Source organism: Sphingomonas parapaucimobilis NBRC 15100 (assembly GCF_000787715.1).
GTDB lineage: Bacteria > Pseudomonadota > Alphaproteobacteria > Sphingomonadales > Sphingomonadaceae > Sphingomonas > Sphingomonas parapaucimobilis.
In genome coordinates this window covers 22,407-39,246 of the sequence record NZ_BBPI01000060.1, presented here as the reverse complement: position 1 = coordinate 39,246, position 16,840 = coordinate 22,407, and the positions used below count along the sequence as shown (strand labels likewise).

General features: G+C 68.3%; 12 protein-coding genes. 8 read left to right on the top strand and 4 right to left on the bottom strand.

Features of this window, described 5'->3' with window-relative positions; all coding sequences use genetic code 11:
- Positions 1-5 precede the first annotated feature (5 nt).
- Both SP5_RS10075 and SP5_RS10070 read left to right on the top strand, forming a co-directional pair.
- A complete protein-coding gene (locus SP5_RS10075) occupies positions 6-2,051 on the top strand; it encodes a M13 family metallopeptidase (RefSeq protein ID WP_157013660.1) in 2,046 nt (681 codons plus the stop codon).
- Between the two features lie 394 nt (positions 2,052-2,445).
- A complete protein-coding gene (locus SP5_RS10070; protein ID WP_084220645.1) occupies positions 2,446-4,881 on the top strand; it encodes a TonB-dependent receptor plug domain-containing protein in 2,436 nt (811 codons plus the stop codon).
- A 138-nt stretch (positions 4,882-5,019) separates the two neighbouring features.
- On the opposite strand, the gene SP5_RS10065 is transcribed toward SP5_RS10070, so the two are convergent.
- Positions 5,020-6,243 carry a histidine-type phosphatase gene (locus SP5_RS10065; protein WP_042487830.1) on the bottom strand — a complete coding sequence of 408 codons (1,224 nt, stop codon included), beginning with the start codon at positions 6,241-6,243 and terminating at the stop codon, positions 5,020-5,022.
- Between the two features lie 145 nt (positions 6,244-6,388).
- On the opposite strand from SP5_RS10065, the gene SP5_RS10060 reads away from it, so the two are divergent.
- Complete coding sequence (locus SP5_RS10060; protein ID WP_042487827.1) at positions 6,389-8,197, top strand: DUF885 domain-containing protein; 1,809 nt, start codon at positions 6,389-6,391, stop codon at positions 8,195-8,197.
- A gap of 143 nt (positions 8,198-8,340) precedes the next feature.
- Here the strand turns inward: SP5_RS10060 and SP5_RS10055 are convergent, their stop codons facing one another.
- Together SP5_RS10055 and SP5_RS10050 are read right to left on the bottom strand one after the other, a co-directional pair.
- Positions 8,341-10,080, bottom strand: coding sequence for a chloride channel protein (locus SP5_RS10055; protein ID WP_042487824.1), 1,740 nt, complete (start codon positions 10,078-10,080; stop codon positions 8,341-8,343).
- A 124-nt stretch (positions 10,081-10,204) separates the two neighbouring features.
- Positions 10,205-10,438, bottom strand: a complete 234-nt coding sequence (locus SP5_RS10050; protein ID WP_042487821.1) for a hypothetical protein — start codon at positions 10,436-10,438, stop codon at positions 10,205-10,207.
- A gap of 157 nt (positions 10,439-10,595) precedes the next feature.
- On the opposite strand from SP5_RS10050, the gene SP5_RS10045 reads away from it, so the two are divergent.
- The gene (locus SP5_RS10045; protein ID WP_042488007.1) at positions 10,596-11,702 is read left to right on the top strand and encodes a DNA alkylation repair protein; all 1,107 of its coding nucleotides are present in this window, start codon (positions 10,596-10,598) and stop codon (positions 11,700-11,702) included.
- 49 nt (positions 11,703-11,751) lie between these two features.
- On the opposite strand, the gene SP5_RS10040 is transcribed toward SP5_RS10045, so the two are convergent.
- Entirely contained in the window at positions 11,752-12,072 is a 321-nt protein-coding gene (locus tag SP5_RS10040) for a hypothetical protein (RefSeq protein ID WP_042487819.1), read from the bottom strand.
- 147 nt (positions 12,073-12,219) lie between these two features.
- Between SP5_RS10040 and SP5_RS10035 the strand changes: the two genes are divergently transcribed.
- The 4 genes from SP5_RS10035 to SP5_RS10020 are packed head-to-tail and all read left to right on the top strand — an operon-like array spanning position 12,220 to position 16,769.
- Positions 12,220-12,714, top strand: coding sequence for a Csu type fimbrial protein (locus SP5_RS10035; protein WP_241823589.1), 495 nt, complete (start codon positions 12,220-12,222; stop codon positions 12,712-12,714).
- Positions 12,714-13,445, top strand: a complete 732-nt coding sequence (locus SP5_RS10030) for a fimbrial biogenesis chaperone (RefSeq protein ID WP_052811484.1) — start codon at positions 12,714-12,716, stop codon at positions 13,443-13,445. The genes SP5_RS10035 and SP5_RS10030 overlap by 1 nt, the downstream gene beginning before the upstream one ends.
- Positions 13,423-15,822, top strand: a complete 2,400-nt coding sequence (locus SP5_RS10025) for a fimbria/pilus outer membrane usher protein (RefSeq protein WP_052811483.1) — start codon at positions 13,423-13,425, stop codon at positions 15,820-15,822. The genes SP5_RS10030 and SP5_RS10025 overlap by 23 nt, the downstream gene beginning before the upstream one ends.
- Positions 15,819-16,769, top strand: coding sequence for a Csu type fimbrial protein (locus SP5_RS10020; RefSeq protein WP_042487815.1), 951 nt, complete (start codon positions 15,819-15,821; stop codon positions 16,767-16,769). The genes SP5_RS10025 and SP5_RS10020 overlap by 4 nt, the downstream gene beginning before the upstream one ends.
- Positions 16,770-16,840 lie beyond the last annotated feature (71 nt).

Sequence of the window (16,840 nt, the reverse complement as noted above, 5' to 3'; positions counted from 1 at the left end):
TCATCATGAAGCGCTTTGCTTTTGCCGTCGCCCTCCTCGCCTCCTCCGCCGCCATTGCCCAGACGGGTCTGTTGCCTGGCGTCGACAAGGCGCTGATCGACCCCAGCGTCAAACCCGGCGACAATTTCAACGACTATGCCAATGGGACGTGGATCAAGACCGCGCAGATTCCGGCGGATCGCTCCTCGATCGGCGTCGGGCTAGACGTGTCGCTGCGGGCCGAGGCGCGCACCGCCGCGATCATCAAGGGCGCTGCATCGGCCAAGGGCGCGCCCGGCAGCGATGAGCAGCGGATCGCCGATTATTATACCGCCTATACCGACACGGCCGGGATCGAGGCGCGCGGGCTGAAGCCGATCCAGAGCGACCTCGCCGCCATTGCCGCGATCAAGGACAAAAGCGACCTGTCACGCGCGATCGGCGCGGCCATGCGGTCGGACACCGATCCGTTCAACAACAACAATTACGCCAGCACCAACGACCTGTTCGGCCTGTTCGTCAGCCAGGACCTGAACCACCCGACCCGCAACGTGCCCTATCTGATGCAGGGCGGGCTTGGCCTGCCCGACCGCGACTATTATCTGTCGGACAAGCCGGAGATGGCAGAGATCCGCACCGCCTACCGCGCCTATCTGACCCAGTTGATGACGCTGGCCGGGCTGTCCGATCCGCAAGGAAGGGCCGACCGGGTCTTCGCGCTGGAGATGAAGATCGCCGCCGCGCAGACCGACATCATCGCCAGCCAGGACGCGCACAAGGGGGACAATCCCTGGACCCGCGCCGATTTCGACGCCAAGGCGCCGGGCATCGACTGGAACGCCTTCTGGACCGCATCGGGCGTACCCGCCAGCCAGCGCGACTTCATCGCATGGCAGCCCGACGCGATCACCAAGCTGTCGGCGCTGGTCGCCAGCGAGCCGCTGCAGAGCTGGCAGGACTGGCTGGCCTTCCACAGCATCAACCAGGTGACCAGTTCGCTGCCCAAGGCGATCGACGATGCGTCGTTCGGCTTTTACGGCCGTACGCTGAACGGCACGCCCGCGCAGCAGCCGCGCGAGAAGCGGGGTATCTCCGCCGTCAACGGCGCGCTGGGCGAGGCGGTCGGCAAGATCTACGCCGCACGCTATTTCCCGGCCTCGTCCAAGACCGAAATCCAGAAGATGGTGAAGAACATCGTCGCCGCCTTCGACCGGCGGATCGCCGCGCTCGACTGGATGGCCCCCGCGACCAAGAAGGAAGCGCGCGCCAAGCTGGCGGTGCTGAAGGTCGGCGTCGGCTATCCCGACCATTGGTGGAATTATCCGAAGTTCGAGGTTCGCGCCGACGACCCCGTCGGCAACGCCCAGCGCGCCAAATTGTCCCTCTATCGCTATCACCTGACCAAGCTGGGCAAGCCGGTCGATCGCGGCGAATGGTGGATGACGCCGCAGACGGTGAACGCGGTCAACCTGCCGCTCCAGAACGCGCTGAACTTCCCCGCCGCGATCCTGGAAAGCCCCTATTTCGACCCGAAGTTCGACGCGGCGGCCAATTACGGCGCGATCGGATCGGTGATCGGGCATGAGATCAGCCACAGCTTCGACAATCTGGGGTCCGATTTCGACTCCACCGGCCGCCTGCACAATTGGTGGACGCCGTCTGACCTCAAGCGCTTCGAGGGAGCCGGTCAGGCGCTGGTCGCGCAGTACAGCGCCTATGAGGCATTGCCGGGCCTTCACCTGAACGGCGAGCAGGAACTGGGCGAGAATATCGCCGACGTCGCCGGGCTGACCGCCTCTTATGAGGCGTACAAGGCCTCACTGGGCGGCAAGCCCGCGCCCGTGATCGACGGGCTGACCGGCGACCAGCGCTTCTTCCTGGCCTTTGCGCAGAGCTGGCGGACCAAGATGCGCGAAAAGGCGCTGCGGGCGCGGATCGCCACCGATGTCCACGCCCCCGCCCCGTGGCGCGTGCTGACCGTGCGCAACCTCGACGCCTGGTACGGCCCGTTCAAGGTGCAGCCGGGCCAGAAGCTGTACCTGACCCCGGAACAGCGCGTCCACGTCTGGTAAGTCTTTTCTCATGCTCCCCTCTCCCCTGGACAGGGGAGAGGGTTAGCGGAGCTTGCCAGCCTGCTGGCTAGCGCAGCTTGGGCGAGGGGTCGAGCGAGCCGGAGGCTCGCGCGCTCGGCTAGCGAGCGCAGCACCCCTCACCCAGCTCCGACTAAGCCTTTGCTTTCGCAAAGACCAAGTCTGCGCAACCCTCTCCCCTCAGAGAGGGGCGAAGGAACATAAATGACGAACATCGTTCGAATGGGCGGCATTCGATCATCGCGTTGGCCAACCATCCGTCACCACCAAGCCAACCTTATCGCCCCCCAAGGAAGCCTTGCGCCCCAATTCCCAGCATCGGTGTAGAGATACGAGCAACAAGTCTCATCTTGATAAGAATAGGGGGAATGATCCTATGCGCACCGCGCGATCCATGCTGCTTGGCGGCACCATGTTGCTGAGCCCGCTGCTGGCGGCACCCGCCCTGGCCCAGAGCACGACCGAGCCGACCGCCCAGACCGAGGCCGAACCCGCCGCGGCCCCGGCGCAGAACGACATCGTCGTCACCGGCACCCGGGCGCAGGGGCGCAGCCGCCTCGACTCCGTGTCGCCGGTCGACGTGCTGAGCGGCAACGCCCTGCGCGCGCAGGGAACGACCGAGCTGGCCCAGGCGCTGTCAAGCGTCGCCCCCTCGATCGACTTCCCGCGTCAGGCGGCGGTGGACGGCACCGATGCGATCCGCCCCGCCACGTTGCGCGGCCTGTCGCCCGACCAGACGCTGGTGCTCATCAACGGCACGCGCGCGCATACCTCCGCGTTGCTCAACATCAACGGCTCGATCGGACGCGGTGCGGCAGCGGTCGACCTGAACACCATCCCCACCGTCGCGCTCGACCGGGTAGAAGTGCTACGCGACGGCGCGTCGGCGCAATATGGTTCGGACGCGATTGCGGGCGTGGTCAATCTGCGACTGCGCGAGGCACGTTCGGGCGGCGGGGCGAACGTGACCTTCGGCACCTTCGCCACCCAATATGACGCCGCGCGCACCTCGCGCTCGGTCCGCGACGGCGAGTCCGTGACGATCAGCGGCTGGAAGGGCTTCGGCCTGGGCAGCGACGGCTTCCTCACCCTGTCGGGCGAATATGTCGCGCGCCAGCCGACCAACCGCGCCGATATCGACCCGCGCGGCCCCGCGCCCTTGCGCATCCGCGCCCGTTTCGGCGATCCGCAGATCGAGCAGGGCACGGTATATCTCAACGCCGCGCTGCCGCTCGCCGACAGCGGCTGGACCGCCTACGCCAATGGTGGTTTCCAGCAGCGCAGCAGCGAAAGCGCGGCCTTTCCGCGTGTCGCGGGCGCGAACAACGTAAATGCCGAGGCGGTACGGGGCCTGTATCCCGACGGCTTCCTGCCGCTAATCGGCACCACTTCGCGCGACTATAACGCGACCGGCGGCGTGCGCGGGACGATCGGCGACTGGAATGCCGACCTGACCGTCAGCTATGGCCGCAACACGATCGACTTCGCGACGCTGAATTCGGCCAATTCGACCTATGGCAATGCGACGCTGCGCAACTTCGACGATGGTCGCCTCACCTATGACCAGTTCGTCACCGGGCTGGACCTGTCGCGCGAATATACGCTGGGCGCGGCGGTCTTCAATGTCGCGGCGGGGGCCGAATATCGGCGCGAAGGCTTCAAGATCGATGCGGGCCAGCCCGAAAGCTACAACCGCGCGCCCGGCGCGGCGGCCAACCTGGCCTCGGGCGCGCAGGGCTTTGTCGGCTTCCGGCCCGAAAACCAGGTCGATGCGCATCGCAGCAACGGCAGCCTGTACCTGGATGTCGAGGCCAAGCTGTGGGATCGCCTGACCCTGGGCGCGGCGGTGCGGGGCGAGAGCTATTCGGACTTCGGCGAGACGGCGACCGCCAAATTCTCGGCCCGGTATGACGTGGCCCCGTGGCTGGCCTTCCGTGGCACGCTGTCGACCGGCTTCCGCGCGCCGTCGCTGCAACAGCAATATTATACCTCGACCCAGACGCTGGTAACGAACGGCACCATCCTGGAAACTGGCCTCTATCCGGTCGACAGCCCCCTTGCCCGCAGACTGGGCGCGCTGCCACTGGAGCCGGAGAAGTCGCGCAACTATTCGCTGGGCACGGTCGTGCGCTTCGGCGGGTTCAGTCTGACCGTCGACGGCTATCGCATCCGCATCCGCAACCAGATCGTGCTGTCGGAGAATATCCAGTCCTCAGCCAGCACCCAGGTTGGCGACCTGCTGTCCCCCTTCGGGGTGCAGGCCGCGCGCTTCTTCATCAACGGCGTCCAGACCACGACCAAGGGCCTCGACATCGTCGCGGCCTATAACTGGCGCAGCGAGACGCTCGGCAATTTCAACCTGAGCGCGGCGGCGAACGTCAACGACCTGTCGGTCGATCGCGTGCCGACCTCGACCGCGGCGCTGAACCCCGCGCCCAGCCTGTTCGGCCGCAATCGCATCCTGACCATCGAGCAGGGCACGCCGCGCACCAAGATCGTCGGCTCGGTCGACTGGACCCGGCAGGCGGTCGGCGCGATGCTTCGCGCGGTGCATTATGGCGATGTGCTGCAACCCGGATCGGTCGTCGCCAACGACCTCTATACGGGTGCGCGCACCATCGTCGATCTCGAGGGGCGCTATCGCTTCAACGACAATGTGTCGTTCGCCCTGGGCGCATCGAACCTGTTCGACGTCTATCCCCGCACGACGCCCGCCGCGCTCAACAACAATGGCGTGACGGCATTCCCCTATTACTCGCCCTTCGGCTTCAACGGGCGGCAGCTGTACGGCCGGTTGAACCTGACCTGGTAAGGCCCGCCAATTCCTCCCCATCGTCAGATGGGGAGGGGGACCGCGATTGAAGAGCGTGGTGGAGGGGCACGGGCACCGGCCCCTCCACCACCGCTGCGCGGCGGTCCCCCTTCCCAAGCGAGCTTGGGGAGGAATGGTTTAGCGGGTAAGCTGCGTCTGGAACGCCTGCATCGTGCAGAGCCCCACTATACCCCGCGCCTTGCAGCCCGCGATCGGCAGCACCGTCACGTAAGGCGCCTCCACCGCCGGATCGGCCAGCTTGCGAAACTGTTCGATAGTCTGCGACCGATACAGCGCGCGGACATAGGCCTGCCCCCGCGCATCGACCAAGCGCTCCAGCACGATGGCCCCGCCCGGCGCGGGATCGTCCGCGGCCAGCCCAGGCACCTTCCAATGCAGGTCGAGCAATCCACCCAGGCTCGCGATATTGGTGTCGTGACCCGAGATCATGGTCACGACCGGCCCCTTGCCCCGCGCCAGCCCCTGAACCACCAGCGGCGCGATCCCCGCCATATTCGCCTTGGCGACATAGCGCGGCCGGGCGAGAAGACGGAACTCCTCCGCATGGAACACGCCCAGCCGCTCGATATCGGCGGGAGTCGCACGCCCCCAGCCCACCTCAGCCATCGGCTTGCCTTCGGCATATTCGAGCAGCAGGATTTGCGCCGCCGTCGACGCCCGGTCGACCGCGCCCGTCAGCTTGGGCCGCTTGCCGGGTTTGGCCGGGGCCAGTCCGGTCGGCTTCTGCCGCACGCCGCAGTTCAGCGAAGCGGGCGCGCAGAGGATCGCGTCCAGCCGCGCCAGTTCGGGCGCCAGCCGCGTGTCGAGCGCCGCCAACCCCGCCTCGCCCCCTGCCCCCGCCAGCACCGCCGCCCGCGCCTTTGCCGCATCGAACGCCACCGCCCGCTCGTCGATCGGCGAGAAGATCGGGTCGGCCACGTCCTGCGGCTTGTGATCGATCGCGACGGTACAGCCGGGCGCGAGCGCGGCGGCATAGGCCTCGGCGGTGCGGATCGTGCGTTCGTCGCTATCGGCGACGATGCGGATTTGGGCGCAACCCGATCGCGGCAGCAGGCCCGCCGCCGTCCAGACGCGCCGGTCATAGCTTCCCAGCCGCTCGACGCCCGCGCGCCCGTGCGGGGTCAGATAGCCCGGCGCGACCGGCCAATTCGGCCACGGCTGGTTCGCGGTGCCCTCGGGCATCGGCGGCGACTTGGTCGGCGGGCGGACACCGTGCCGCATGAGCAGCACGACCCGGTCGAGCTTCAGCCCCTGCGGCACGGCAGGCTCCTGCGCCGAGGCCGTACCCGCCAGCAACAGGCCCCATGCCGAAGCCCCCACCAGTCGCGCGAAAATCGTCATGAACCGCCTGCCCCTTTTGCTTTCCCGACCGGCGGTAAGGCGGCGGAGAGACAGGAAAGCGACACGGGCATGAACATTATGTTACAACTGCAAGGCGGCCGCATCCCCGTTTGACCTGTGCCTCCGCGCCGGTCATCCTACCGCAATGACCAGCTTTTTCTCCCGTCGCGAAACCCTGGCCGGGATCACCGCCCTCTCCGCCACCGCCTCCTTAAGCGCCGCCGCCCCCGCCCGCGATGCGGGCGCGCTGCTTGATCGGCTGGCGTGGCAGTTGCTCGAACTCGTGCCCGAGCGGGCGACGACGCTGGGCGTGGATACCGGCCCCCATGCCGATCTGCGGCGCAGGCTGGAGGATCGCTCGCCCGCCGGTATCGCGGCGCGGCAGCGTTTCCTGGCCGATGGCCTGAAGCAGGTGGCGCGGGTGCCGCGAACCGGGCTCGATTCCTCCACGCTGACCAGCCTTGCGGTAGTCGAAAGCGCCTTCCAGACCGCGCTGGACGGCATGGCGCTGCCCTACGGCGTCGCGACGATCGGCGACTGGCGCAACACGCCCTATGCCGTCATCCAGAATGTCGGCGCGTGGCTGGACGTGCCGCAGATGCTCGACGGCGACCAGCCGGTCCGCGACCAGGCAGATGCGGAGGCCTATCTCGCCCGCCTCGCCGCCATGCCCGCGCAACTGGAGGGGGAGACGGTACGAATCCGTCAGGCGCGCGAACAGGGGCTGGTGCCGCCGTCCTTCCTGCTCGACAAGACGATCAAGGGCATGACCGGCACCATCGCCGAGGCGGCGAAGGCCGACGGCCCGCTGATCGGCCCGCTTGCCCGCAAGACGACCGCGATCCCCGGCGACTGGACCAACCGCGCCACCCGGATCGTCCGCTCGGCGATCGTGCCCGCGCTGGAGCGGCAGCTGGCCGAGCTACAGGCACAGCGCGGCGTGGCGATCACGGCGCCCGGCATGAATGTCCGCCCGCACGGGCCGGAATGGTATGCCTGGGGCCTTCGCGCCGGGACCACCACACGGCGCAGCGCAGCCGAGCTGCATGCCATGGGCAAGGCCCGGCTCGCCGATCTCCAGGCGCAGATGGACATCATCCTGCGCAGTGAAGGGCTGACCCAGGGCAGCGTCGCCGAGCGCGCCATCGCCTACCAGAAGCGCACCGGCATCGGCTTTCCCGATGGCGACGAAGGGCGGCGGCAGATCGTGGCCTATATGCAGGGCCGGATCGACGCGATCCGCCCGCGCCTGCCCGATGCGTTCCGTCGGCTGGCGCGCGGGAATCTGGAAATCCGGCGGATGCCGCTGGCGCAGGAGCCGGGCGCACCTGCGGCCTATGGCGGCCCCGGCACCATCGACGGCAGCGTGCCGGGCAAGGTCTGGGTGAACCTGGGCGATCCGTCGATCCACAACCGCGTGACCATCCCCGACCTCGTCTATCATGAGGGGATACCCGGCCATGTCTGGCAGGGCGAATATGCGCAGAAGCTGCCGCTGATCCGGTCGATCCTGGCGTTCAACGCCTATTCGGAAGGCTGGGCGCTCTATTCCGAACAGCTCGCCGATGAATTGGGCATGTATCAGGACGATCCCGCCGGGCGGCTGGGCTATCTGATGGGCCTCGCCTGGCGCGCGGTGCGACTGATCGTCGATACCGGCATCCACGCGATCGGCTGGTCGCGCGACAAGGCGCTGGCCGAGTTCGTCGCCGCCACCGGCCTGCCGCGCAGCAATGCCGAGAGCGAGGTGGACCGCTATTGCTCCTGGCCGGGTCAGGCCTGCGGCTATGAGGTCGGCCGGGCCGAGATCGTGTCGCAGCGCACCCGTGCGCAAAGGGCGCTCGGGGCGCGATATGATCTGCGCGATTTCGACCAGGCCGTGGTCGATGGCGGTAACGTGCCGCTGAATGTGCTGGCGGAGAATGTGACCCGCTATATCGATGGAGCGCGCTGAGGCCGCTCATTCCTCCCCTGCAAGGGGAGGTGGCAGGCCGAAGGCCTGACGGAGGGGTGTCCCGCTATCGAGAAGGGTGACACCCCTCCACCATCCTGCGGATGGTCCCCCCATCTTACAGGGGAGGAATGAAACAAGTGCGGTCAGTCCTCGCCGAACAAGGCCCGCTGCGCCTTGTCCATCTCCTCGGCATAGCGGCGGCGGACATAGGGTTCGGACAGCAGGCCCAGCACCGTCCGGTCCGGGCCGACGACCGCCATTTCGTCGGCCCCCGCCGCGTCGAGCGCGCGCATGACCGCCTTCACATCCGCCTCGGGCGCCAGCGCATGGTCGCGGTGGATGGCGAGCGTCGCGACCGGCTCGGCCGGGTCCAGCCCGTCGACATAGGCGCGCGCGGTCTGGACGATCCCGGCATAATGGTCCTGTTCATCAACCAGCACGACGCGGCTGGTCGACCCCAGCGGAAAGGCGCGGCGAAACTCGGCGATGGTCCATGCCGAGGGCGTCGCGCGCTCGACCCGGCGCATCATGCGGCCCGCCGTCAGGGTCCGCATCCAGCCGATATCGCGGGCGCTCTTGATCGTCTCGCCGCGCAGATGCAGCCGCCAGGTCGAGAAGGAATAGCCGAAGGTCTCGCGCACGATGGTCGTCGTGACCAGCGAGGCCGCGATCGCCGCCCCCGCCAGCGAGAAGTCGTGCGTGGCCTCCAGCACCAGCATCGCCATGGTCATCGGCCCGCCGACCACCGCCACCGCGAAGGCCGCCATGCCGACCAGCGCGGCATTTTGCGGATCGACGACCGGCGCTCCCGCCACCCACCCGATCAGGTCGGCATAGATATGGCCGAGCAGGCTGCCGAGGAACAGCGACGCGAAGAACAGGCCGCCGCGAAAACCGAAACCCAGCGATACGATCGACGCCGCACTCTTCATGATGAAGATGGCGGCGAGGAAGCTGAGCGGCAGGCCATATTCCAGGTCGAGATGCAGCGCCCCATGCCCCGCCGACAGCACCTGCGGCGTCAGCCAGGCAAGCGGGATCAGCAGGACGCCCCCCAAGACCGGCCGCCACGCCGCCGGGATGGGCAGGCGACGGGTCAGCATCTCCATTTCGGCGACGGCGTGCATCAGCGCGATGCCCAACGCCGCCGCCACGGCCCCCAGCCCGGCATAAATGAGGTAATGATGGGTCAACACCGCCTCGCCCGCCACCGCATTGACGAGGTAGGGCTGTGCCCCCAGCATCTGCGCGACCAGCACGCCGGTCAGCGCGGCGGCGGCGACCGGCGCGATGGCGGCAGGCGTATAGGCGCCGATGACGATCTCGAAGGCATAGAAGGCCCCGGCCAGCGGCGCGCCGAACGCCCCCGCGATCGCCGCCCCCGTCCCCGCCCCGACCAGCACGCGCAAGTCGCCGCGCCGCAGCCGCAACCAGCTGCCGGTGATCGACGCCAACCCCGCACCCAATTGCGCATAGGCCGCCTCCAGCCCGACCGATGCGCCGAAGCCGTTCGAGATGATCGTCTGGCCCGAAATGACCAGACTGTCCGACCAGGACATGCGCCCGCCATGCAGCGCATTGGCCTCCACCGCGTCGACCAGCCGCCGCTTGCGCGCACCCGTGACCCGCGAGAACAGGACCAGCACCAATCCCCCCAGCGGCAGGGCGAGCAGCCCCCAGGCCGGGATGATCGTGCTGGCGCTCAAGCGCTGATCCACCTCCAGCGTGAACAGCAGCCGCTGCAATCCCCGCGCAATCGCCCCTTGCGCCACGCTGAGCAGCCCCGCCGCCGCACCGATCGCGATGGCGAGCAGAACGAGGCTGGCTTCGCTGGATCGGACCCGGTGGCGGAACCAGGATGGCGAGAGTCGGGGGAAGGACATGGCGTTCGCTATGTCGCGAAACCGGCGGGCCTGCCAGCGTCGTCAATCGTCATCGGTCCGAACGGCATGACGGGCAACTCGGGCAGAAGGCCAACCGACCTTTTCCAAACCTAGACTCGACGGATCAGCAGGCTGCCACGAGATCGGGCAAGGCAGCGGCCAGCCGGTCGACCTCTGCCATCGACGTGAACAGCGCGGGCGTGACGCGGATGCACACTCCCCCGGCCGGTCCGGTGCGACGGACGGTGAAAATGCGATGCCGGTCGAGCAGCAACTGCGCTGGCGTATCGAACTGGGTCCGACCCCGCTCACGGGTGCCGGTGACGATCACGTCGCTGTCCGCGCCCGTATCCGGCACGGGCTGCGCTCAGGCGGCGAAGGTGCGACTGTCGGCAGGCCGTGGCAGCGGCGTTACGTGCCCGCGGCGGTCTGATGACGGCATTTTGCGCACACGATATCGCGTCCATGCGGTAATGGTCGCCACCAGCGATATTCGGGGCGGACGACCGACCATCATGAGCGACGCAAAAGCCTATCCCCTGATGAAGGACATTCTGGGCAGCGAGGCGGTGACGATCATCGCCGATGCGGGTGCGGCGGCGTCGCCCGTCTTCAACCGCGCGGGCTTTCTCGATGCGGCGCTGGACGGGCTGGAAGGGTTGTCGATCATGGAGCGGGTGCGCCATCTCGCCGACGCGCTCCATGGGGCCTTGCCGACCGACTATGCGACCGCGCTCGATATCGTCCGGGCCATCGCGCCGCAGCTGACCCACAGCTTCCAGGCCATGGCCGTCACCGAGTTCGTCGCCAGACAGGGCTTGGACCATTTCGATCGGTCGCTGGCGGCGCTGGCCGACCTGACCCGGTTCGGCTCGGCGGAGTTCGCCATCCGCCCATTCCTCGCCGCCGACCCCGAGCGGACGCTGGCGCAGATGCTGCGCTGGACCACCGACCCGAACGAGCATGTCCGTCGCCTCGCCAGCGAGGGCAGCCGCCCGCGCCTGCCCTGGGCGTCACGCGTTCCGGCGCTGCGGGGCGATCCGACGCTGGCCGCCCCGATCCTGGAGGCGTTGCGGAACGATCCCAGCCTCTATGTCCGCAAGTCGGTCGCCAACCATCTGAACGATATCGGCAAGGATCGTGCGGACTGGCTGGTCGATCATCTGGAAGGCTGGGACCGGGATACGCCGCATACCGGCTGGATCATCCGCCATGGCTTGCGCACGCTGATCAAAAAGGGCGATCCGCGCGCGCTGGCGCTGATCGGGGTCGCGCATGGGGCGGCGGTGCGGGTCGATCGTTTCACCGTCGAACCCGCGACCGTCAAGCTGGGCGAGGCTGTCACGCTCGCGGCCGAGCTGTCGTCCCTGACCCGAGCCGACCAGCGCCTCGTCGTCGATTATCGACTCCATTATGCGCGGGGTGCAGGCAAGACGGCGGCCAAAGTCTTCAAGCTCAAGACCTTCGACCTTGCCGGATCGGCCTCGGCCACGCTGGGCATCCGGCAGGTCCTTCGCGATTTCAGCACGCGCCGCCACCATCTTGGTCGCCATGAGGTCGAACTGCTCGTCAACGGCCGGACCATGGCCATTGCGGCGTTCGATCTGATCGGCCCGGCCTGAGTCCCCCCTTCCCCCCCTTGCAGGGGGAGGAATAGAGGGAAATCCAGCCTCAATTCCCTTCCGCGTCGACCGTGAAGACCACCGGCCGCCCGCGCGACATCGGGTCCCAGCCCGCCGCCAGGGCGGAGCGCACGCAACGCGTGATCGTCGGGTCGTCGAGCTGGAGCCGCCCGCGCGGCAAACCCTTGAGCAGCCGCTTCGGGGCGGGGAACTCCATATGCGCCTCGCGCCCGGCGCCCTGTTCGGAAAGCGCGATGGTCATGCCCTTCCAGCCTTCATCATCCGACAGATGGGGTTCGCGCTGGAGGTGCCAGTCATAGGTGACGCCGTCGACGGTCACGCTGCCGGCCTGAATTTGGGTTTTCGACATGGACCGCGCCCTAGCACGTTCGGCGCGCCAAGGCACAGGCCGCCGTCATCAAGACCGCATCCCAGAATTCTCGTCCGATTCCGAAGCTTTAGCAGCTTGATAAGAACTTCAGCCTTTTGATGAGACGTGATTTGGAGGCACAATATCGTGAAACCCTATCTCGCACATATCGGCATCGCGGCACTGGGCTGCGTCCTGATCGCCGATCCCGCCGCCGCGCAGCAGAGCACGCAGTTCCAGGTATCGATGACGATCCAGGCCGAATGCCGCCTGACCTCGGCCAGCGACCTGGCCTTCGGCAATACCGGCGTGATCCAGGCCGCGATCACCTCGACCAGCACGATCGGCGTCCAGTGTACCAACACCACCCCCTATAATATCGGCCTGAATGCCGGGGCGGGCACGGGGGCGACGGTGGCGGCGCGGCGGTTGACCTCGGGCGCGGGGGCCACGGTGGTCTATGAGCTGTTCCGCGATCCCGCCCGGTCGCAGATCTGGGGCAATACCCCGGGCACCGACACGCTGGCCGGGATCGGCAATGGCGCGGTGCAGTCGCTGACGGTCTATGGCCGCGTCCCGGCCCAGACCACCCCGGCGGCGGGCAGCTATACCGACACCGTTCAGGTCACGGTGACATACTGATGATGCCGTCCATGAAGCGGGCGCTTGCGGCGACGGGGGCGATGGTGCTGACGATCCCGGCGATCGGCCATGCCTCGGACATCCGGGTCGCACCGGTCGCCATCGACCCGCTGCCGGGCGCCCGCACGACCTCGCTGACGCTCAGCAATGCCGAGCAGCGGCCGGTGCGTATCCAGGTCCGCGTGATGAAGTGGACGTCGCGCGACGGAGCCGATGTCCTGACCCCCACCAATGACGTGGTCGCCAGCCCGCCCTTCTCCACGCTGGCCCCGCAGCAGCAATATCTGATCCGCGTCGTCCGCACGGCCAAGGCCGCACCGGTCGGCGAGGAAGCGTATCGCGTCCTGATCGACGAAGTGCCCGAACCGACCCGCGCACAGCCGGGCACCGTCAATCTGGTGGTGCGTCAGTCGATCCCCGCCTTCTTCTCCGACATCCCGCGCCGGATGCCCGATGTGGAATGGCGGATCGACCGGTCGGGCGGCGGCGCGGCGCTGGTCGGGCGCAACAAGGGCAACCGGCGCCTGCGCATCGCCGACCTTCAGCTGATCGCGGGCAGCCGGCAGCTTCTCGCCCGGTCGGGACTGGTCGGTTATGTGCTGGCCGGGTCCGACCTTCGCATTCCGCTGAACCCCGGCACCGCCCTGCCCGGCGGCACCGACCTGCGGATGCGGGCCGTTTCCGATGGCGGCCCGATCGAGGTCTCCCTTGCGACCCAACCGCGCCGGTGAGCTGGCCTGGATCATCCTGGCCATGCTGGCCTGCGCGCAGACGGCCGGTGCGCAGGACACCGACAGCCTTCGTGTCGGGGTCGATGTCGACCCCAGCCGCCAGGATCAGGCGCTTCAGCTCGAGGTCTATCTGAACGACAAGCCCACCGGCTATGTCGCGTCGTTCACGCAACGCGCAGACGGCAGTTTCACCGCACCCGTCGCCCAGTTGCGGACGCTGGGGGTCAAGGTCCCGCCGGATGCGGTGGCGGGCGACGTCCCGCTGGAGCGCATTTCCGGGCTGCGCTACCGCTATGAACAGATGCGCCAGATCATGTGGCTGGCCGCGGGGCCGACCGTACAGAACCCGACGTTGATCGACGGCGGGCGCGGCGACCGTTCCGGCCGGACGCCCGACCGGCCACCCTTCGGCGCGGTGCTGGACTATACGCTGTTCGCCAGCGGGGACCGGAGTGCGGTCGGTCCACGCTCTACCGGCGCATCGGGCGCGTTCGGGACGCGCGTGTTCGGTGCGTTCGGCCTGTTCGAGAGCAGCGCGGTCGGCCTGTTGTCGGATGGGCCGCGCTTCACCCGGCTGGTCACGACCTACAGCTATGAGGACCCGGCGCGGCTGGTGACGCTGCGCATGGGCGACACGATCAATGGCGGCCATGCCTGGACCCGCCCGATCCGCATGGCGGGCCTTCAGATCCAGCGGTCTTTCGGCATGCGCCCCGACCTCGTCACCATGCCGGTCCCTCGACTGCTGGGCAGCGCCGCCGCCCCCTCGACGCTCGACCTGTTCATCGACCGGGTCCGCACCCTGTCGGCCGATGTGCCCCAGGGTCCCTATGCCGTCATGCACCCACCGGTCGTGCAGGGCGCGGGCGTCGCCACCGTCGTCGTCCGCGATGCGCTGGGGCGGGAAACCGTGCAGACCGCACCCTTCTATGCCTCGCCCCAATTGCTTGCGGAGGGGCTGACCGATTTCAGCGCCGAGATCGGCTTTGCGCGGCGCAGCTATGCGATCCTGTCGAACGACTATGATCGGCGGTTGGTCGCCTCCGCCTCGGTGCGCCGCGGCATGACCGATCGGCTGACGCTGCAGGGGCATGCCGAACTGGGCGCGGGCCTTGTCCAGCTGGGCGCTGGCGGCGTCGTGACGTTGCGGGACCAGGCCTTGCTGTCGCTCGCCGGGGCGGTCAGCCAGGCGGGGGGCCGCACTGGCGGGCTGGTCGATATCGCCTTCGAGACGCGCCGTTCCGGCTTTTCGGTGCTGATCCGTTCGATGCGGACGATCGGTCGTTATGAGGATCTCGCCTCGCGCACATCGTCCTTCGGCCCGATCCTGGCGGGCGACCGACGGATCTTCGGGGCGCCGCGCGAGGTCGACCAGATTTCCTTGTCGCTGCCCGTCGCCGCGACCTCGGCCTCGGTCGGGGCCAGCCTGGTCAACTCCAGGACGGCGGCGGGAGACCGCTATCGGCTGGCCAGCCTGTCCTCGACCGCCAATGTCGGGCGTCTGTCGCTGTTCGCCAATGCCGTTGCGGACCTGAGCGGCGACCGCAGCTTCGGCCTGTTCGTCGGGGCCAGCCTGCCCTTCGGGCGACGCGCCTCGGTGACGACCGGCGCGACGGTGTCGGAGGGGCGCGCATCGGGCTATGCCGAGATGTCGCGCCAGGGCGCGCACGAGCCCGGCTCCTGGGGCTGGTCGGTACGCGTCGCCGATGGCCGCGAACGGGCGGGCCATGCCATCGTCCGCCATACCACCGGCTTCGCGCAGTTCGAGGCGACCGGCCTCTATGCGGGCGGCAACCTCTCCGGGACCTTGCAGGCGGAGGGCGCGGTCGCGTTGATCGGTGGCGACCTCTATGCGGCGCGGCGGCTCGACCAGTCCTTTGCGGTGGCCGATGCGGGCGCGAGCGGCGTGCGGGTGTACCGCGAGAACCAGCTGGTCGGCACCACCGGCGCGTCGGGCAAGCTGCTGGTCCCCGACATCGCCCCGTTCGAGCCGAGCGCGATCTCGATCGACCCCTCCTCGCTGCCGGTCGACGCACGCATCGCCTCGACCCATGCCGAGGCGGTGGCCTTTACCCGCGTGCCCGCGCTCGTCGCGTTCGGCGTGGCGCGTGAAACCGATACGGCGCTGGTCGAGTTCATCGATGGCGAGGGGCGGCCGTTGCCGCTGGGCTCGGGGATCGAACGGGCCGGGCTGCCCCCGGATGTGGTCGGCTATGACGGGGCCGCGTTCCTCTATGCGCTCGGGGCGCGGAACGAGGCGATCGTCACCGATCCCGATGGCCGCCGCTGCCGCGCGCGTTTTCCCTTCGCAGCGCAACCCGGAGATCAGGTCCGCATCCGGGCCGTCTGTATGCCCATGGCGAGCACGGCCCCATGACCCGGCTGATCCTCCTGCTGTTTGCCGTCATCGCCTGTCTGGTAATGCCTGCCCCGGCACAGGCGCAGACCTGTTCGGCCACGGTGTCGTCGATCGATTTCGGCAGCCCCTCGCTGCTGACCAGTGGTCCGGTCGATGTGACGGGGACGGTCACGATCACCTGCACCAGCATCCCGCTGCTCAGCGTCGTCAAGGTCTGTCCCGGCATCGGCGCGGGCAGCGGCGGCACGGACGGCTCCGGCCGGTTGATGACGGGCACCGCAGGATCGCTGCGGTATCAGCTCTATCAGGACGCGGCGCGATCGATCGCCTGGGGATCGCTGGACAATCCGGTATTGGGCACAGTGCCCGCGATCATCATCTCCAACCTGTTGAACGGGGCCGGTTCGGCAACGCGCACGCTCTATGCGCGACTGTTCGGCGGCCAGGGGACGACGGTGCCGGGGGCCTATCGCTCCAGCTTCATCGGCAACGCCACGCTGTTCAGCTATGGGGCCGAACTGCTGGGCACCAGCACCAACTGCACCGGTTTTGCAGGCACCGCCTCCGTCCGTCCGACCTTCGAGGTGACGGCCTCCCCCGCCAAGGGCTGTACGGTCGCGGCCACCGCGCTGACCTTTCCGACGACCGGCGTGCTGGCACAGGCGGTCACGGCGCAAAGCGGCCTGACCCTGACCTGCACCAGCCAGACGCCCTATGCCCTGCGGCTCGACGCCGGGCGCAATGCCGATGCATCGGGCGACCGCCGGATGCGGGGACCATCAGGCAGCTTCATCACCTATGGCCTGTTCCGCGACCCCGCCTTCTCATCGAGCTGGGACAGCGGAGTCCAGGCCTCGGGCACCGGCCTCGCCCAGGCGCTGGCGATCCATGGGCGGGTGCCCGTGCAACCGACGCCCGCCCCCGGCCTCTATACCGACACCGTCGTCGTAACCGTGACCTATTAGAGCGGGGGTGATTTGCCAGATCGCGACGGTGATCCGCCGGCCGGTGAGCTGCTGCCGGTTTCGCGGACACG